Origin of the sequence: Deinococcus aetherius, assembly GCF_025997855.1 — a bacterium.
Lineage (GTDB): Bacteria > Deinococcota > Deinococci > Deinococcales > Deinococcaceae > Deinococcus > Deinococcus aetherius.
Genome location: NZ_AP026560.1, coordinates 493,789 through 511,614, shown reverse-complemented (window position 1 = coordinate 511,614; position 17,826 = coordinate 493,789). Strand labels below are relative to the sequence as shown.

Sequence of the window (17,826 nt, the reverse complement as noted above, 5' to 3'; positions counted from 1 at the left end):
GTCACACGTGGGCTTTAGCGTCCCCAAACCCTGTCGGGGAGGCGTCGGCGCAGGGGTGGCGGGCGGCACTGGAACAGCAAAATCGGAGGTGGTGTCCTCGTCTGGCAGAGGCGCGGCGCCTGCCTGGACTCTCCCCGATCCTCCCGACTCAAACCGCGCTGCCATCGCCCGGTCTCCCGCACGTCCACCTCCTCGATCTGGCCCGCTGCCAGCCACGGCCTGAATTCGGGGAAAGAGGCCGTTCCCTCCTTCGGCCCCTTCGTGCCCACGAACCCGACTCCCACCCTCCCCCGCGCTATTCTGAGGGGTGATGATCGACGTGCCCACCACCTGGCAGCAGGCCTGCGCGGCGCTTGCGGGGGGCGACTACGACACGGCCTTCGACGTGCTCGAAAGCGCCATGAGTGAGGCCCGCAAGCCCGAGCGCGCCCGCATCGCCCTCTACCTCGCCAGCGTCCACGCCCTGTACGGCGACGCCGCCACCGCCGAGGTCGGCGCGGCGCTGCGCGAGGCGCGCACCCTCGACCCGGCCCTGCGCGGGGACGCCCTCTACCTCGCCCTGAGCGCCGAACTCGACGCCCGCTCGCGGGGCCCGGACGCCGCCCTGCCCGCCCAGGGCGTTCGCGAGGCTCCCGACCCTCTCGCCCGCTTCCACGCCCTGAGCGCCCTGGCCCTCGCCGAGCGGCCCCAGGAGGCGCTGGACATTCACCTGCCGCTCCCGGAGCTGCCGCCGCACCTGCGCTGGCGGCTGCGCAGTTGGCAGGCCGACTGCGAGGAACAGCTCGGGCACCTCCAGGAGGCCGTACACCTGTACGCGGAGGCGGCGCACCACGCGGGGGGCCTCAACCGCGCGATCATGCTTCAGGAGGGCGCGGCGATCCTGCTGCAACTCGGGCAGGCGGCGGAGGCGCACTCGGCCCTCGAACAGGCCCGATCCCTCTACACCGGGCGCGACCCGGAGGAGGGCCTGAACCTAGCCACCTGGCATTACCTCAGCGCCCAGGCCCTCCTCGCCCTCGGGAAGCCGGAGGCCGCGCTGGAGGCCATCCGCGAGGCCGACCGCCTGGAGCGCGAGCACGGCGACCCGAGTTACGGGGTGGCGCTGGTGTGGGGCCAGGTCATGACCCACCTCGGCCAGCACGAAAAGGCACTCGCCCACTTCGAGGCCGCCCTGAGCGTCGCCACCGAGGCCGACCGTCCCTACGCGCTGCATGAACTGGGCGTGGCGCTGCTCGACCTCGACCGCCCCGTCGAGGCGCGCGAGAAGTTGGAGGCGGTGCTCGCCGACCCCGACTACCCCTACCAGCCGGAGGTGCTCGCCGACCTCGCCGAGTGCGACTACCGGCTGGGACGGTTGCAGGAGGCGCAGCAGACTGCCGAGCAGGCGCTGGCGCAGGGGGCAGTGGTGCCCGCGAGCCTGGTGCTGGGGAGCGTGGCGCTCGACTACTACCATCTCGACGACGCGCTGGAGCACTACGAGCGGGTGGTGCGCGAGGCGGCGCCCGACAGCCGCGACTGGATCACCGGGCACCAGATGGCCGCCGACGTGATGGCCCAGCAGGGCTTCAAGGACCCTGCCGCCGCCTACGCCCACGCCCAGCAGGCGCTGGAGCACACGCCCGAGAGCGACGACTGGCACGGCACCCTGCAAGACCACCTGAAAAAGGCCGCCGCCCTGATGGGACAGAACGGCGGGCGGATGCTGAACTAGGGAGGGGTGGGGGAGGAAAGGAGGGTTCATCCCCTTTAGGCCGAGCTTGCAATGAGGAGTCTTTTGATCCTGCCTCTGGCGGCGGCTCTGCTTTCCGGCTGTACAGGTGTCACGCCGATAGAAGTGAGGGTGCCCACCGACCCACTGGTCCTTCGGGGGACCTACCAGGGAGTTATGCGTGAGCTTCGGAGCGATGGCTCTGGTTCCGAGGTGACGGCTCAGCTCACCTCTACCGCTGCTTACGTCTCCAAAACTCAGTGCCGGGCAAACGGCACCCTGAACGTGGCAGGCAGGACCTATACGTTCACGGGCCTGAGAACAGGTGATCTGGTGACCTTTACTGCCCAGTGGAGTCCGCGCTACTCCGGCATCGATTTTGAAGCAGACATTCTCCTGAACGGAGAGAAGGTTGGCCTGCTGATGGGTGACTTCAGTGTGCCTTCTCCACCGCAAACCCGACTGTGCGTGGCGCTGAACAATCAGGCCTATGCACTGGTAGTGGACCGCGAGGAGCAACCTTTCCTCCTCCACTGCTCCTCCTCCACTACGGCCCCACCGCCCGCATGGTCTGTCCGGTGAAAAAGACGCAGACCCATCTCGCCGCTGGCATAGGGAAGGGGAGGCAGAGCCTCACACTCTGCCTCCCCCTCTTATCTAACGGCTCAGACGAACTGCCCGCCGTGCCGCGCCGCCACCTCCGACACGATGTCGGCGGGAACGGAGTCGTCCACCGCGATGGCCCGGCCGCCCGAGGACATCCCACTGCTCAGGCGGTCGTGCTGCTCGCCGCTGATGTCGTAGCTGCTCTGGTAACCGCCGCGCGTGGTGTCCATCGCGTCGTCCGACCCCGCCGCGCCGCCGACGGCCCCGACGCCCGCGCCCACGCCCGAGCCGAGCGCTGCCATGCCGAGAATCACCGGGACCGCCGCCAGCCCGCCCGTGGCCGCCGTGGCGACCGCGCCCGCGATGGTGCCCACTGCCGCGCCCACACCCGTGCCCTTGATCGCGCCGTCTCCGGCCTCCTCGGCCACGCCACCCTCCACGTAGGGCGGCGCGCTGCCGTCACTCACCGTGGTCGTGGTGGTCTCCGTCGCGGACATGCCGCCCGTGCTGCTCATGCCGCCGCTCATCCCACCGCTCCGGTTCAGAGAGGTCTGCCCCATCTCGGGCTGGATCACGCCACGGGACTGGAGTTCCTGAACGAATGCGTCGGCCTGGGCCACCGTCGGGAAAAGGAGGTGTTTCATGAGTCACAGTCTGTGGTTGGGCAGACAGGCCGGGATGAGAGGAGCGCCAAGCCGGGTTGCGGGTCCGGCGGGAGAGACAGCCGAGCCTACCCCGGCCTGATCTCTTTCCGGCAGGCTGACCCCATGCCCACGATCACGGGTCAGGTCGAAGGCCTCGGGCGGCGCTACGCCGTGAGGTTGAGCGCAGAACCCAGCTCCCTCACGGAACGGCTCGGGGGCGGGGCGGGAAACGACCTCACGCTGAGGATGGTGGGAAAGCGGGTGACCGGGCGCGTGGGCGGGGCAGTCATCGGGAACGACGTGGAGGCCACCCTGGACGACCACACCCTCAGGGCGCGGGTCGGCGGGAAGTTCACGGGTGCGGACGTGACCCTGACCTCCCGTGAAAGCCGCATCACCGGGCGCTGGGGCGAACTCCTGGGGTTCGACGTGGCCCTCACCGTGATCGCTGGCGAGGTGTGGGGAAGGCTGGGGGGCGGCACATCGGGGCCGACAACGTTCTCGGCGGCGACGCTCCGCCCCTGCTGCTGGCCCTCGTCGCCGTGCTGACCTGCGCCGCGCTGCGGCAGGACGACTGAGCGCCGTCCTCAACCCCCCAGGCGGGAGCCGAGAAGCTGCGCGACCACCCTCGGGTCCGCCTTGCCGCCCGTCGCGCGCATGACCTGACCCGTGAAAAAGCCCATCAGCCCCGTCTTACCCCCCCGGTACGCCTCCACCTTGTCGGGGTTGGCGCGCATCACCTCGTCGATGGCGGCCTCGATGGCGCCCGTATCGGTCACCACGCGCAGCCCCTCGTGCTCCACGATGGAGGCGGGCGCCTCGCCCGACCTGGAGGCGCGGGTGAGCACGTCCCTGGCGATGCGGGAGCTGATCTGTCCCCCGGCCAGGAGTGCGGCGAGCGCGGGGAGGTCGGCGGCCTGGAGGCGGGCCTCCCCCGAGCGCAGGGCGGGGGCGAGGTCGTTGACGGTCCAGGCGGCGACCTGAGCGGCGTGTTCGCTCGCGTCCGCCCCGGCGAAGAAGGCGCCCAGCACGGGATCGCGCGCCAGCGTCCGCGCGTCGGCCTCCGCGACACCCTGGGCGGTCAGGCGGGCGACCTCCGCCTCCTGCTCGGCGGTGAGGGGCTGGGGAGCGTGGGGGGTGGGCGGCGGAACCTCGGCCTTCGGCGCCTGCCTCTCGGCCTTCTGCCTTCCGCCTTCCGCCTTCTGCTCCCGGCCCCAGGTGTCCTTGAGGGTGATGATCCGCCCGAACACCAGTGCGTCCTCCCGGCTGTCCACGGGATCGCGCCAGAAGTAGCCCTGCCGCTCGAACTGGTAGCGGGTCTCCGGCGGGTCCTTCGCCACGCCGGGCTCGACGTAGCCGCGCGTGACCCTCAGGCTGTGGGGGTTCAGGAAGCGCAGGAACCCGGCGTCCAGGGGCACCGCCTCGTTCTCGTGGCTCATGCGTTCGGGGTCGAAGTCGGGGGCGATGTCGTCCGGATTCTCGCCCTCGGGGTGGGGCACCCGGAAGAGGCGGTCGTACAGCCGGAACTCGGCGGGGAGGCCGTGCTCGGCACTGACCCAGTGGATGACGCCCGCCGCCTTCGCCTCCTCGCCGAGGAGGGTCGCCTGAACGGCCATGACCTGCCCGGCGTCGTTCGTCTCGAACGAGTCGGCCCGGATGATCCCGGCCCCGCGCAACCGCACCGTGCCGCCCACCGTGAGGCGCTTGTAGCCCTTCGGGGGATCGGGGTTGAAGTCCTCGCGCTCGATATACAGCTCGCGGGTGAGGGGCACGTCGCGCACGGCCCGCTCGGGCGGGACCCGCGCGCCGCTCGGCAGGGCGACGAGGCCGTCCGGGGAATCACGGATCACGTCGTGCGGCCAGTACGGCAGGGAGAGGGTGCGCGCCTCCCCCGCCGGGAGGTTCTGAAGCACCACCCGCACCGGGTCGGTCACCGCCATCACGCGTGGAGCGCGGTGGTTGAGGTCATCGCGCACCGCGTTCTCGTACACGGCGATGTCCACGGTGCGGTTCGTGCGGCTCACCCCAATGCTCGCGGCGAAGGCGCGGATCGCCCCAGGCGTCACGCCGAGCCGCCGCTGGGCGCGCAGGGTGGGCATCCGGGGGTCGTCCCAGCCCGTCACGTGCCCCTCCTGCACCAGCCGCCGCAGCTTGCGCTTGCTCACCACCGTGTACTCCAGGCTGCGGCGCCCGAACTCGTACTGGTGGGGGCGGGGCGAGAAGCCCAGCGTCTCCATCAGCCAGTCGTAGATCGCCCGGTTGTCCACGAACTCCAGCGAGCACATCGAGTGGGTCACGCCCTCCAGCGCGTCCTGGAGGGGATGCTGGAAGTCGTACATCGGGTAGATGCACCACTCGTCCCCGGTCCGGTAGTGGGTGGCGCGCAGGATGCGGTACAGCACCGGGTCACGCAGCTTCATGTTGGGAGAGGCGAGGTCGATCTTCGCGCGCAGCACGTGGGCCCCGTCGGGAAACTCCCCGGCGCGCATCCGGCGGAAGAGCCCCAGGTTTTCCTCCACCGTGCGGTCGCGGTAGGGGCTGGGCGTGCCCGGCTGGGTCGCGCTGCCGCGCAGGCGAGCCATCTCCTCACCGCTCACCGAGTCCACGTAGGCCTTGCCCAGCTCGATCAGCCGCTCGGCGAAGGCGTAGTACCGCTCGAAGCTGTCCGAGGCGTAGTAGAGGTGGTCGCCCCAGTCCCACCCCAGCCACGCGAGGTCGTCCTGGATGCCTTCGGCGAACTCCATGCTCTCGCCTTCCGGGTTGGTGTCGTCCATCCGCAGGTGGTAGCGGCCCCCGTACTGCACGGCGGTCTGGAAGTCGAGGAAGGACGCGAAGGTGTGCCCCAGGTGCAGGTAGCCGTTGGGCTCGGGCGGAAAGCGGGTGACGACCTGCGGGTACTTGCCCGCCTCCAGGTCGCGTTCGATGGTCTCGGTGATGAAGTTGGGGGCGACACGGGGAGCGGTGCTCGCCGCCGTGTCCTCGCCCGTGGTGGCGTCGTCGGAGCCGGTCATTGGCCCCAGGATACCGCCCGGCCCCTGTGCTCGATGATGGCGCTCCACGATGGGCCGTCACGGTTCCGCCCGCGCCCCGGAGCTACGTTGCCCGGCATGACCCCGATCACGAACCCGGCCTCGGTGACCGTCCGCCGCGTCACCACCCCCCACGATCCGGCTCTCGAAGCCTTCGGGCACATCCAGGAGGAGAGCTACTACGCGCCCGACATGCTCATTCCACCCGGGGCGTTTCCCCACCTCGTCGGGGGGAGAGGACGGGGGCCACGCCGCGACCGCATCCTGGTCGCCGAGGACGCGTCGGGCCGGGTCCTGGGCGGCACCGTCTACCACCTGCTGCCGGAGGCGGGCTTCAGCTCCTTCGTGGCCGTGGCGAGGGAGGCGCGGGGCCGGGGTATCAGCCGCGCCCTCCACGAGGCGAGGCTGGAGGACGTGCGGGCCCACGGCCTGGCGGGCCTCTTCGCCGACAGCGTGTACGCCGGGCGCCAGGACCCGGGGGACCGCGAGGCCGAGGCACGGGTCGGCACCGACCCCCTCACCCGCCGCCGGGCCCTGAACGCCCTGGGCTACCGCACCGTGGACGCGCCCTACTGGCAGCCCGTGGGCGGCCCAGATGGCGGACCGCTCACCGATCTCGACCTGATCTACAACCCGCTCGACGGCGGCAACACCGTGCCGACCGAACTGGTCACGGGGACCCTCCGCGCCTACTGGGACGGCTGGCTGGGCAAGGCCAGAGCCGAACGCGAGGCCGCCGCCCTCGCCGAACGGGCGGGCAACCCCGCCACCCTCGCCCTCCTGCCCGCCACGGAGACGCCGCACTACTGGCGAGGGCGGGGTGCGGGGGGAAGCTGAGGTCGCAGGGGCGAGGAGGCTGGATGGGGCGGGAAGGGGTGGGGGGGGCGTTTGCGGCACTCCCCCCTCCCCGCCTCTGCAAGCAGCTCTACAAGTCCCCACCAGGAGAAGAGACGAAAAGATGGGTGGTAGGCAGTGAAAGGTGTCGGCGTTGGTCACACGCCCCCCCTCCCAGCCTCCCCCACAAGGGGGGAGGAGCAAAAAGAGCGGGAGCCTTTGCGCTGTTTAAACGTCTATCCGGACCCCCTCTGAGTGGAAGGGAGCGAACAGTCCTGGCCCACGACCACGTCGGCTCGCGCAGCGAGACGGTGGGCCCGCCGACGGGAGGCGACAAGATCAGACATTGCGTTCAGAAGGACCCGACCACCCGCGCCGCCCGTGTGCCCTTGCCGAGCGCAGCGGAAAGCTCCCCCTGCCCCCTGAGGGGGTAGGGGGTTGGGGGGTGGGGGCAAACGGAGCAAGACACCCTGCCCCCAGGAAAACACGCACCCCGCCAGCTAAGGCGAGATGCGCGCAAAAACCGACCTCCTTACGCCGCAGGCTGCTCCGGCGCCCCCTCCGCCTCGGCGGCCCGGCGACCACGCGTGGGCCGCTCCGGCGCCGTGTCCACCCCCGCCCCACTCGGCACCCCGATCCGCGCCAGCGTCTCCCCGAAGGCCCGCATGGCGTCGCTCGCCTCCAGGTCCGCGACCGCCCGCGCGTTCAGCGCCTTGAGTTCCTCACGCGTGACGGCGTACTCCGGCGCGTCGTGCCCCTTGAGGGTCCGCAGCACGCTGTAGGCTGTGCCCGCCTCGACCGTCGCCCCCTTGCTCGTGGTGACGCTGGGGTCCGTCGTCATGTCGGCCCCGACGAGCGTGATCGCCTCGGGCGAGATCAGGGTCACCCGGTCGCCGCGCTCCTCCATGTGCGCCGCGAGCTGAAGCAGCCCCCGCAGGTGCAGCATGTGGTTGAACATCTCCAGGTGCGCCAGCATCGCGCCAGCCTTCTTCAACAGATTCTCCATAATTGCATTGTTCTGTTTCTGGCAGAATTGTCAAGCCCAATTCGTCTTAATGTGACCTTCCGGGGCAGGGTTTAGACTCGGTGCAAGTTGACATACCATAGCCCGTCCCGCCGGGAGGTTCCATGACCACTGCCACCCCGCCCTCCGCCGACCTCCAGACCCTGTTCGAGTTGCAGCGCGTCCACCGCTGGCAGGCCGCCCAAACGAACGCCGCCGAGCGCCAGGCGACGCTGCGGCGGCTGAGGAAGGCCATCCAGACACGCCGGGCCGACCTCGCCGCCGCGCTGAGGGCAGACCTGGGCAAGAGCCGGGCGGAGGCGGAGATCACCGAGCTTCACCCGGTCGTGGAGGAGCTGAGCCACATCCTCCACCACCTGCCGGGCTGGATGCGGCCCAGGCGGGTGCCCACCCCGTCCAGCCTGCTCGGCTCCCGCAGCGAGGTGCGGCCGGAGGCGCGCGGGGTGACCCTGATCCTGAGCCCCTGGAACTACCCGGTGAACCTCGCGCTCGTGCCACTGGCGGCGAGCCTCGCGGCGGGGAACACGGTCATCCTCAAGCCCAGCGAGAAGGCCCCCGCGACCGCCCGCGCCCTGCGCCTCCTGCTGGAGGAGGTCTTCGGGCCGCACCTCGTCGCGGTGGTCGAGGGGGACGCGGGGGTGGCCGAATCTCTCACCGCTCTCCCCTTCGACCACATCTTCTTCACGGGGAGCGGGGAGGTCGGGCGGAAGGTCCTCGCCGCCGCCGCGCCCAACCTGACGGGCGTGACGCTGGAACTGGGGGGCAAGAGCCCGGCGGTCATCGACGCGAGCGCGGACCTGGGGCTCGCCGCCGAGCGCATCGCATGGGGCAAGTTCCTGAACGCCGGGCAGACCTGCGTGGCGCCCGACTACGTGCTCGTGCCGGAGGGGTTGCGCGACGCCTTCGTGCTCCGGGTGGACGCGGTGGTCGCCCACCGCTTCGGAGACCGGGCGTGGCTGCGGGCCGGGCCGGACTACGGGCGGCTGGTGGACGGGGGGAGCGTGAAGCGGCTGGAGCGCCTGACCCGCGAGAGCGTGGCAGCGGGGGCGCACGTGGTGCTGGGCGGCGAGTTCGACCCGGCGGCGCGCTTCGTCTCCCCCACCGTGGTCGCGGACGTGACGCCGAGGATGCCCCTGATGCGGGAGGAACTCTTCGGCCCGGTGCTGCCCGTCCTGACGTACCGCACGCTGGAGGAGGCGCTGGCGCTCGTGCGCCGCCTCGACCCGCCCCTCACGCTGTACGCCTTCGCGCGGGACCGGGCCGCCGTGGAGCGCGTCACCCGCGAGACGACGAGCGGCGGGCTGGTCGTGAACGGGACGGTCATTCACCTCAGCAACCCCCACCTGCCCTTCGGGGGGGTCGGCGCGAGCGGGAGCGGGCGCTACCACAGCGAGTACGGCTTCCGCACCTTCAGCCACGAGCGGGCGGTGCTGCGCGAACCCGCCGCTAGCCCGGTGCAGTTCATGTACCCGCCCTACGGACGCCCCGCGCCCCGCCTCGTCGCCTGGGCGCTGCGCAAGCTCGAACGGTGACCGGCCCGCCCTTCGACTTCGCGGGGGCCGTCACGGCGGGCGGGCGGTCCAGCCGTTTCGGGAGTGACAAGGCCCTCGCCGCCCTGGAGGGCCGCCCCCTCCTCCACCACGTCGCCGCGAGTCTGGAGGGGTGCCCGCTGCGGCTCCTCGTCGCCCCGCCCGGGCGGTACGCGCTGCCCGGCTGGCGCCCGGTGCCCGACACCCGGCCCGGCGAGGGGCCGCTGGGGGCGCTGGAGGCGGCCCTGCAAGCCGCCGGGGCCGGTATGGGCCCGGGCTGGGTCGCCTTCGCGGGAGTGGACATGCCCCGCCTCACCCCTGCCTACTGGGCCGCGCTTGCCGCCGCGCGGACGCCAGACGCCCAGGCCGTCCTCGCGCTCGATGACGCGGGGCGGCCCCAGCCCCTCGCCGCGCTGTACCACACGTCCCTCCTGCCGCACGTCACGGCGCGGCTGGACGCGGGGGAACGCCGGTTGCGCGCCGCCTCGGACGGGGAGACGACCGTGCTCGTCCCCTTCGCGGTCGTGCGGGCCGCCGCGCCGGACGCTCTGCGGAACGTCAATACACCCGCCGATCTCGCCGCGTTGGGAGGGGGGCGGCAATAAAAAAGCCGCCTCCCGGGCGGTGATGTAAGGAATATAGCGCGGTATGCAGCCCAGGTCAAACTCATGCGGCCAGGCTCGCCGGATCGGCGCCCTGTGCGGTCCCTCACCCGTACCGCTCCCGGTGCTCCCCTTTTAGCCGCGCGTACTCAGGATTTGCCTCCGCCTCGTCCCATTTCGCCTTGAAGATGCGGGCGGACTCGGCCTTCACGGGGTCCTCCGGCGAGCGGGGCAACTCGGCGCGGCCGTGCGCCCCGCTGCGGCCCTTCTTGTCCTCGGGAACCGGGCCGTCGTACTTCTTGCCCCCCTTGTGGTTGGCGTAGCGCCGCGAGCGGGTAAAACCCATCTGGAGGAACTTGCGGGCCATATCCGCCCCCACGAAGTCTCCTTTGGCGAGGTAGTCGAGGAACATCGCGTAGATCTTCTCGCTGCTCTCCCGCGCGGCCTCGGGGGTGGCGAAGCGCCAGTGGGGCAAGATTTCCGACTTGTACGGCTGCACCAGCAAAACGCCCTGCTCGCCCACGCCCACCCGGTAGAGTTCGGGGTGGAGGCGCAGGTCGAGTTCGGCGTAGTTCAGGCTGTAGTCGAATTTCGGCATGGGAGGAGCAGAAGGCGGAAGGCGGATGGCAAAAGGCGTTTGACCTTCTGCCATCCGCCTTCTCGCGCCCTTCAGTTCATGCGGTCGTCGTCCATCATCGCCTGGAGCATCCAGCGAATCTTGTCGAGGGTGCCCGCGTAGCCGTTGTACAGGTCGGCGGTGACGGGATCATTGGCGTCGTCTACCGCCTTGGAGTCGTCGCGGTAGCCGCGCGAGACGCGCGTGAGGTCCTGCACGAGGTCGGCCACCTGCGTGCGGGCGTCGCGGACGGTCTCGGTGGGCACCTGGATCAGGCTGAAGCGTTCAATGTCGCTCGGCGCGGCGACCGGGCTGCCCCCCAGCGCGACGAGGCGCTCGGCCTGCTCGTCGATGCCGTCGAAAATCTCCTCGATGAACTCGTCATAGGCGAGGTGCAGGTCGCGGAAGAAGCGGCCCCGGATGTCCCAGTGGTACTTCTTGAACTTGAGGTAGAGGCTGATCGTCGTCGCCAGGTTGCGCTGCAACGTCTCGGCGACCGTGCCGAACTCCTCCTCCGTCAGGTAGCCGTGGTCCACCAGCCGGTTGTGCGGGGTGTTCAGATGCGCCGCGTCGGCCTTGGCCTCGCCCTGGGCCTCGGCCCCCGGTGCGCCCTCGCCCTCCGCCTGGAGGGTCCCGTCCTGCGCCGTCTGCGCCATCATCTCCGGGGTAGTCTCGTCCTGGGTCGGCATGTCCTGGACCTGCGGTTCCTGGACGGCGCTCTCCTGGTCCGCCGCCTTCTTCCGGGAGGTCCGGCCGACCCCCGTCTTGCCCGTGCCGCCCGTCTTCGTCCCCTTGCTCGCTCGCGTCATGTGTCCACGCTACCCTCCCTCCCCCACCCGGCCCCTAAGCCATTCCTTCACCCTCCGGCCACCGGGTGGAAAAGGAGCCGGTTGCCCTCCACCCCCATCTCCACCTCGCCGCGCTCCAGCAGCTCAGTCAGGTGGGCGCTCACCACAGCCCGGTTGAGCACGACGGCCCCCGCGTTCGTCATCGTCACCCCCAGTGCGCAGCACACGCGGGCCAGAAGCTCGTCCACGGGGGCGGCCCCTTCCCGCACGGCCTCCCGCACCGCCGCCGTGACCCGCCCGTACGCGGCGAGGTTGGCCGCCACCAGCCCCGCGAGGTCCTGGCTCGGCCCCCCGTGCCCCGGCAGGACGACGCGCACGCCCTCCAATTCGCCCAGCCGGGCGGCGGCCTCCTTCTGGAGGCGGGAGTCAGCGCAGAAGGTCAGCGGGTGCTTCTCCAGCGACTCCGGCCCGAAGAGCGCGTCGGCGGCGTAGAGCACCTCTCCCACCCGCACCGCGAACATCATGCTCGCGTGCCCGGCCACCTCGATGAGTTCGAGGTCCACCCCCCCGATCCGCGCCAGGCCGGGTTCGGGGGCAAGCCGGGCGGGGCTGGGGGGGGCGAGGAGGAATTTCGTCTGGAGATCGCGCGGGGGCCGCGCTCCGAAGAGGGTGAGGGGTTCGAGGATGGGCTGCCGGATGATTGCCTCCTCAAGCGGCGGGGCGAAGACCTTGAGGTCCGGGAAGCGTTTCAGGATGAAGGCGTTGCCCCCGTGGTGGTCGGCGTGGCTGTGGGTGTTCAGGATGCCGGTGGGGGTGAGGGCCAAGGCCTCCAGCGCCCGCAGCAGCCTGCGCGCGTGCGACTCGTCGAGGCCGGTGTCCACCAGCAGGGCGCCACCCCGGCGGTCTTCGAGGACGACGCTGTTCACCGCGCCGGGGAGAAAGTGAACGCCGGGGGCGAGGGTCTGGAGTTCGGGGGCCATGGGAGACAGGGTACGGTGGAAGGTCCGCTCGGCGGACGGCCTCGGCCGTGGCCGCCCGAACACCTGGAACCCGAAAACTTCTCCCGGCTCTCCCGCCGCCCTCCCCCGAATAGAGACCATAGAAGAGTCACCCCGCCGGACAGAGGAGTAAGCTGCCGCAATGTCGTCGGCAAGGTCCCGCAGCCCCTTCACCCGCTGGTTTCTGGAGACGGACCCCCCCGAGCGCGAGGGCTTCTACGAGGACGAGCGGAGCGCACGCGAGCAGAAGCACAAGCATCCCTGGTGGCAGGTCATGTGCCTCACGGGCGTGGATTACTTCTCCACCCTGGGGTACCAGCCGGGCATCGCGGCGCTCGCGGCGGGGGCGCTCTCCCCGGTGGCGACGCTCGTGCTCGTGCTCGTGACCCTCTTCGGGGCGCTGCCCATGTACCGCCGGGTCGCGCAGGAAAGCCCCCACGGGGACGGCTCGATCTCCATGCTCGAACGGCTGCTCGCGTACTGGCCGAGCAAGCTGCTCGTGCTCGCATTGATCGGCTTCGTGGCGACGGGCTTCGTGATCACCATCACCCTGTCGGCGGCGGACGCGGCGGCCCACGTCGTCGAGAACCCGATGGTCAAGCCCTACGTGGCGGGGGGGCAGATCCCCATCACGCTGGGGTTGATCGCGCTGCTGGGGGCGGTGTTCCTCAAGGGCTTCAAGGAGGCCATCGGGATCGCGGTCGGGCTGGTGGTGCTCTACATCGGCCTGAGCGCGGTCGTGATCGGGCGGGGGGCGCAGGGCGTGTTCGCCCATCCCGGCGTGGTGGGCGACTGGTGGGCGGGGCTCTCGCAGGCCTACCTCTCGCCGCTGGCCCTGATCGGGGCGGCGCTCCTGGTCTTTCCCCGGCTGGCGCTGGGCCTGAGCGGCTTCGAGACGGGCGTGGTCGTCATGCCGCTGATCCGGGGCGGGCAGGGCTCTCCCCAGGAGCGGCTCGCCGGGCGCATCCGCAACGCGCAGAAGCTCCTCACGACCGCCGCCCTCCTGATGAGCGTGATGCTGCTGGGCTCGGCGCTCGTGACGACGCTGCTGATCCCCCGCGCGCAGTTCTGGCCGGGGGTCACCTCCACGCGCAACGTGAACGCCGCCGACCTCAACGCGGGCCGCGCCGTGGTCAACGTGCCGCTCGACGACGCCGGTGACCCCCAGGAGCTGTACACCCTCCGCCTGCCCGCCGGGCGCACGGGCACCTTCACGGTGAATGCGCAGACGACCGGCGGAACGGTGCCCCTCACCGTGACGGTCACGCCCACCCCGGCCACCGGGTCGGACGCGGTGACGGTGGTCAAACCGGCGGGCGAGGCGAACGGGCGTGCCCTGGCCTACCTCGCGCACGAGCGGCTGGGCGAGGGCTTCGGGACCCTGTACGACCTCTCCACCGTCCTGATCCTGTGGTTCGCGGGGGCGAGCGCGATGGCGGGGCTGCTGAACATCGTGCCCCGTTACCTGCCGCGTTACGGCATGGCCCCCGACTGGGCCCGCGCCACCCGGCCCCTCGTCGTGATCTTCACCCTGGTCAGCTTCCTCGTGACCCTGCTGTTCCGCGCCAACGTGGACGCGCAGGCGGGCGCCTACGCGACGGGCGTGCTCGCCCTGATGACCTCGGCGGCGGTCGCGGTGTTCCTGACCGAGTGGCGCCGCCGACACCGGGGGTGGGCGCTCGCCTTCGCCGTGATCAGCGCGCTCTTCATCTACACGAGCGTGGTGACCGTGACGGGCCGTCCCGAGGGCCTGTACATCGCGGGGCTCTTTATCGCGGCCATCCTGGTCTTCAGCGTCGCCTCGCGCGTGAGCCGCTCCACCGAGTTGCGGGTGCAGCAGGTCAACCTCGACCCCGAGGCCGAGCGGCTGCTGCGCGAGACGGCGGGGCGGGGCCTCCCGGTGCGCTTCATCGCCAACCGCCTGAACGCCGGGGACACCACCGAGTACCGCCTCAAGGAGCTGGAGGTGCGGCTCGACACCCACCTGCCGCAGCGTGAGGCCGCCCTCTTCCTGGAGGTCGAGGTCACCGACCCCAGCAACTTCAGCGACGCCGTGACCATCTGCGGCGTGCGGGTGGGCCGCCACGCCATTCTGCGTGCCCGGGGCAACTCGGTGCCCAACACCATCGCCGCCGTGCTGCTGCATGTCCGCGACCTGACCGGCGTGCCCCCCCATGTCTACTTCGAGTGGAGCGAGAAGGGCCCTGCCGGAAACGCCCTGCGCTTCCTCCTGGCGGGCGAGGGCGACATCCCGCCCCTCACCCACGAGGTCCTGCGCCGCGCCGAGGAGGACGCCGCCCGTCGTCCCGTGGTTCACGTGGGCGGGTAAGGCTGGGAAGAAGAGGGGGCCAGCGCGACCGGCTGGCCCCCTTTGCTCCAGCTACCACAAAATAAGAACCCCCACCTCGCGGCGGGGCGCCCAGCGCGTCACTGTGTCCGACCGGACGCCCCCGCCGCGAGGTTCAGGTCAGGGCAGGAGCGTTCCCAACAAGTGGATCGGCTCTACAAGGGCAGGGACCAAGCCCGCCAATCCAGGCAGGAACGGCCTCCATGCTTCCCCGAGATTTGTCCGGCACCGGAGCCCTGATGCCACCCTTGCTCACCCCAACCACCCGCTCCCCGCGAGGCGTACACTCCCCCCCGTGACCGCCCTCCCCGCCCCCGCGCCGTTTCGTCCGGCGCCCGCGCAACTCGGATTGATCGCCGTCACCTTCCTGATGTGGGGCGGCTTCTTTCTCGTCATCCCCCTTATCACCGTGCATTTCGTGGGAGAACTGGGGTGGGCGGCGGCGAGCGTGGGGCTGGTGCTGGGGGTGCGCCAGCTCGTGCAGCAGGGCCTGACAGTGTTCGGGGGCGCGTGGGCGGACCGGGTGGGCCCCAAGCCCCTGATTTTGAGCGGGTGCCTGATCCGCACGCTGGGCTTCGCGGGGATGGCCTTCGCGGATTCGTTCGCCGGGCTCCTCGCCGCCTCGCTGCTCGCGGGAGTGGGCGGGGGGTTCTTCGACGCCCCCAAGAGCGCGGCGATCACGGCGGTCACCCGGCCCGAGCACCGGACGCGGATGTTCAGCCTGGTGAGCGTGGCGGGAAACCTGGGGATGGTGACGGGGCCGTTGATCGGCGCCGCGCTCGTGACCGTGGGCTTTCGCACGGCGGCCCTGGCGAGCGCGAGCACGTACGTGGTGGCCTTCGCCCTGCTCGCGGCGACCCTGCCCCACACCCGGCCCGGGGTGGCCTCCGGGCGCGGCCTCGCCGGGCTGTGGGCAGCGGCGCGTGACCGGCGCTTCCGGCGCTTCACCCTCGTGTTGATCGGTTACTTCCTGCTCAGCACCCAGATCAACGTGGCGGTGACCCTCAAGGCGATCTCGCTGGCGGGGCCGGGCGCGACGGGGCCGCTGTACGGGCTGTCGGCGGGGTTGGCCGTCTTGCTGCAATACCCGCTGCTGCGTTTCACCGAGCGGCGCGTGCGGACGCGGGTGGCGCTCGTCGCGGCGGTGCTCACGGTCGGGCTCAGCCTGGGGCTGATGGGCCTCGCCGTGACCTTCGGGCAACTGCTCGCCTGCGTGGCGCTCTACAGCCTGGGCACCATGATCGTCTACCCCACCCAACAGACCCTCACGGCGCGGCTGGCCCCGCCCGGGGTCACGGGCAGCTACTTCGGCTTCTCCGCGATCAGCCTGGGGGTGGGCGGTGCGCTCGGCAACGTGCTCGGCGGTTCTCTTACGGACATGGGCACGCGCCTGGGCCTGCCCCTGCTGCCCTGGCTCACCCTGATGGCAGTGGGCGGAGTCACGGCGCTCGGCCTGCGCTGGGCGCTGCAGGAGGTGCCGGGCCGGGAGGTGGCCGAGGGGGCGAGGACGTAGGGCACCGGTCATACGAATTCCGGTTGAACAGTTCTGTAAGAACTGTGAAATCCGACCGGAGGGAGAAGGAAAAGATACGGATTTCAGACTGGAGTTATCCTTCGGCGCTTTCCCGAAGGATAACGAAATGGCCGGAATCCGTATCACCCGTCAAAAGAGAGCCCCCACCCCCGTCTCCTCGGCGGTGGGGTGAGGGATTCGAGAAGGGGTTACTGCCCGGCAGGCGAGGTCGAGCCGCCCAGCGCCACGGCCTCCTGGAGGTGACGCTGGATCAGCGGCAGGTTCTGGTTGGCGAAGGCGACCACCTGGGCGTCCTTGCCGCCCGTCAGCTCGTTCTGGAAGATGGTGACCGTGAACAGGTGGCTCACCGCCTGCTCGCGCAGGTAAGCCGCGTCGAAGGCCGCACCGCTCAGCCCGCTGAGGGTGTTGACCTTGAGTTGCAGTTCCGGGGGCAGCGCCGGAGGCAGGGGCACGCGCCGGGCCGCCGCGAGCGCCGCGACCTGGTTCTGGGCGACCGTGTGCTCGTTGATCATCTGCTGGGCGTAGGCGCGCACGGCGGGCGTGTTCGACTTCTGCAGAGCCACCTGCGACGACTGGATCTCGAAGAGGTTGCTGCCCGTCACGGCCTGGAGGTACAGGCCGTCGACATTGCTGGCGTTCGGCGCCATCATGGACGGCGCGCACGCGGCGAGGGCGAAGGGCAGGAGCAGGGCGGCGGAACGTTTGAGCATGTGGAGCCTCCGGAAGGTCAGATAACGAACGTCACGCGTGGAGAGTGGTGCGGACCCCGTCTCACCCGTCAGTCTGAGCAGTCCGCGCCCCGGACTCATGGCAATGCTCTAAAGGCAGAGTCAGTGCTCGCTCACCGGGTCTCAAGAGTATGAAGCGCCCTACAATCCGCGTTCCCTCCCGGGGTGCCTTACACTCGCCGCATGGCCTGGGTCAACGTGTTCATGCTGCTGGTCGTGGCGCTGCTGGTGGGCTGGATTCCGGTGCTGGGGCCGCTCGCCCTGGGCTTCCTGGCGGGCCGCGCCGAGCCCGGCGTGCGCGCCCTGGCCGTGCTGCTCCCTGCGCTGATCCTGCAAACCCTGGGTCTCCTGGGGGCGCGCTGGTTGGAGAACGCGGTGGAGTCACGCGGCCTCGACGGCTGGCTGTGGACGGTCCTCGCCTGGATCGGCAGCCCGGTCAGCGCCGCGCTGGGCCGCCCCCTCGGCAACATGGTCGGGGACAGCAACCTGCTCGGCTTCCTGCTGCTGTTCACTCTGCCCGTGCTGGTCGGCCTGGGCCTGGGCTGGCTGACGGGACGGCGGCCTCGCCGGTTGTAGGCCCGCTCAGTGTCCGGTCGGACGCGGCCCCGCCCAGCACCCGGCCTCCTCCTGTCCCCGGATCAGGCCCAGGGCCGCGAGTTCGGCCAGGACCTCACGGGCGAAGTCCCGCAGCGTCTGGGGCTCGGCCTCCTCCACGTTCAGGGCGTCTAAATCGAGGGCCCGGGCCCGCCGGGCGAGGTGGGCGGCAAGGTCGTCGTTCACTGGCCCAGCATAGAAAAACCGCCCCGGCGGGTGGCCAGGGCGGTGAGGTGAGGGCGGGG

17 protein-coding genes are annotated in these 17,826 nt (G+C 70.8%); 9 read left to right on the top strand and 8 right to left on the bottom strand.

The genetic code is table 11. The features are described from left to right. Nucleotides 1-310: 310 nt before the first annotated feature. Nucleotides 311-1,711 (top strand): tetratricopeptide repeat protein, encoded by a 1,401-nt coding sequence (locus DAETH_RS02700; RefSeq protein ID WP_264776401.1) that lies wholly within the window; start codon nucleotides 311-313, stop codon nucleotides 1,709-1,711. Nucleotides 1,712-1,774: 63 nt separating this feature from the next. Then, entirely contained in the window at nucleotides 1,775-2,290 is a 516-nt protein-coding gene (locus DAETH_RS02695) for a hypothetical protein (protein WP_264776400.1), read from the top strand. A gap of 83 nt (nucleotides 2,291-2,373) precedes the next feature. On the opposite strand, the gene DAETH_RS02690 is transcribed toward DAETH_RS02695, so the two are convergent. Continuing rightward, nucleotides 2,374-2,958: a hypothetical protein gene (locus DAETH_RS02690; RefSeq protein WP_264776399.1), complete on the bottom strand. Its 585-nt coding sequence runs from the start codon at nucleotides 2,956-2,958 to the stop codon at nucleotides 2,374-2,376. 123 nt (nucleotides 2,959-3,081) lie between these two features. On the opposite strand from DAETH_RS02690, the gene DAETH_RS02685 reads away from it, so the two are divergent. Further along, complete coding sequence (locus DAETH_RS02685) at nucleotides 3,082-3,507, top strand: hypothetical protein (RefSeq protein ID WP_264776398.1); 426 nt, start codon at nucleotides 3,082-3,084, stop codon at nucleotides 3,505-3,507. A 38-nt stretch (nucleotides 3,508-3,545) separates the two neighbouring features. Here DAETH_RS02685 and DAETH_RS02680 read toward each other — a convergent pair whose 3' ends face one another. Next, entirely contained in the window at nucleotides 3,546-5,969 is a 2,424-nt protein-coding gene (locus DAETH_RS02680) for a glutamine--tRNA ligase/YqeY domain fusion protein (RefSeq protein WP_264776397.1), read from the bottom strand. A 96-nt stretch (nucleotides 5,970-6,065) separates the two neighbouring features. Here DAETH_RS02680 and DAETH_RS02675 point away from each other — a divergent pair, with 96 nt between their 5' ends. Continuing rightward, nucleotides 6,066-6,824: a GNAT family N-acetyltransferase gene (locus tag DAETH_RS02675; protein ID WP_264776396.1), complete on the top strand. Its 759-nt coding sequence runs from the start codon at nucleotides 6,066-6,068 to the stop codon at nucleotides 6,822-6,824. Between the two features lie 529 nt (nucleotides 6,825-7,353). Here the strand turns inward: DAETH_RS02675 and DAETH_RS02670 are convergent. Beyond that, the gene (locus tag DAETH_RS02670; protein WP_264776395.1) at nucleotides 7,354-7,827 is read right to left on the bottom strand and encodes a multidrug DMT transporter; all 474 of its coding nucleotides are present in this window, start codon (nucleotides 7,825-7,827) and stop codon (nucleotides 7,354-7,356) included. A gap of 122 nt (nucleotides 7,828-7,949) precedes the next feature. Here DAETH_RS02670 and DAETH_RS02665 point away from each other — a divergent pair, with 122 nt between their 5' ends. Further along, nucleotides 7,950-9,377, top strand: a complete 1,428-nt coding sequence (locus tag DAETH_RS02665) for an aldehyde dehydrogenase family protein (RefSeq protein ID WP_264776394.1) — start codon at nucleotides 7,950-7,952, stop codon at nucleotides 9,375-9,377. Then, entirely contained in the window at nucleotides 9,374-9,979 is a 606-nt protein-coding gene (locus DAETH_RS02660; protein WP_264776393.1) for a molybdenum cofactor guanylyltransferase, read from the top strand. Before DAETH_RS02665 ends, DAETH_RS02660 begins: the two co-directional genes overlap by 4 nt. A 103-nt stretch (nucleotides 9,980-10,082) precedes the next feature. Here the strand turns inward: DAETH_RS02660 and DAETH_RS02655 are convergent, their stop codons facing one another. From DAETH_RS02655 to DAETH_RS02645, 3 genes are all read right to left on the bottom strand, one after another. Then, the gene (locus DAETH_RS02655) at nucleotides 10,083-10,574 is read right to left on the bottom strand and encodes a DUF4385 domain-containing protein (protein ID WP_264776392.1); all 492 of its coding nucleotides are present in this window, start codon (nucleotides 10,572-10,574) and stop codon (nucleotides 10,083-10,085) included. Nucleotides 10,575-10,645: 71 nt separating this feature from the next. Further along, nucleotides 10,646-11,248 carry a Dps family protein gene (locus DAETH_RS02650; protein ID WP_406585100.1) on the bottom strand — a complete coding sequence of 201 codons (603 nt, stop codon included), beginning with the start codon at nucleotides 11,246-11,248 and terminating at the stop codon, nucleotides 10,646-10,648. 200 nt (nucleotides 11,249-11,448) lie between these two features. Then, on the bottom strand, nucleotides 11,449-12,360 hold the full coding sequence (locus DAETH_RS02645; protein WP_264776391.1) for an MBL fold metallo-hydrolase: 912 nt from the start codon (nucleotides 12,358-12,360) through the stop codon (nucleotides 11,449-11,451). 160 nt (nucleotides 12,361-12,520) lie between these two features. Here DAETH_RS02645 and DAETH_RS02640 point away from each other — a divergent pair, with 160 nt between their 5' ends. Both DAETH_RS02640 and DAETH_RS02635 read left to right on the top strand, forming a co-directional pair. Continuing rightward, complete coding sequence (locus tag DAETH_RS02640) at nucleotides 12,521-14,707, top strand: phosphoethanolamine transferase CptA (RefSeq protein WP_264776390.1); 2,187 nt, start codon at nucleotides 12,521-12,523, stop codon at nucleotides 14,705-14,707. 313 nt (nucleotides 14,708-15,020) lie between these two features. Then, entirely contained in the window at nucleotides 15,021-16,238 is a 1,218-nt protein-coding gene (locus DAETH_RS02635) for an MFS transporter (protein ID WP_264776389.1), read from the top strand. A 209-nt stretch (nucleotides 16,239-16,447) separates the two neighbouring features. Here DAETH_RS02635 and DAETH_RS02630 read toward each other — a convergent pair whose 3' ends face one another. Next, complete coding sequence (locus DAETH_RS02630) at nucleotides 16,448-16,969, bottom strand: DUF4142 domain-containing protein (RefSeq protein ID WP_264776388.1); 522 nt, start codon at nucleotides 16,967-16,969, stop codon at nucleotides 16,448-16,450. Between the two features lie 201 nt (nucleotides 16,970-17,170). Between DAETH_RS02630 and DAETH_RS02625 the strand changes: the two genes are divergently transcribed. Continuing rightward, a complete protein-coding gene (locus tag DAETH_RS02625; protein ID WP_264776387.1) occupies nucleotides 17,171-17,563 on the top strand; it encodes a hypothetical protein in 393 nt (130 codons plus the stop codon). Between the two features lie 6 nt (nucleotides 17,564-17,569). Here the strand turns inward: DAETH_RS02625 and DAETH_RS02620 are convergent, their stop codons facing one another. After that, nucleotides 17,570-17,767 carry a hypothetical protein gene (locus tag DAETH_RS02620; RefSeq protein WP_264776386.1) on the bottom strand — a complete coding sequence of 66 codons (198 nt, stop codon included), beginning with the start codon at nucleotides 17,765-17,767 and terminating at the stop codon, nucleotides 17,570-17,572. Between the last annotated feature and the right edge of the window lie 59 nt (nucleotides 17,768-17,826).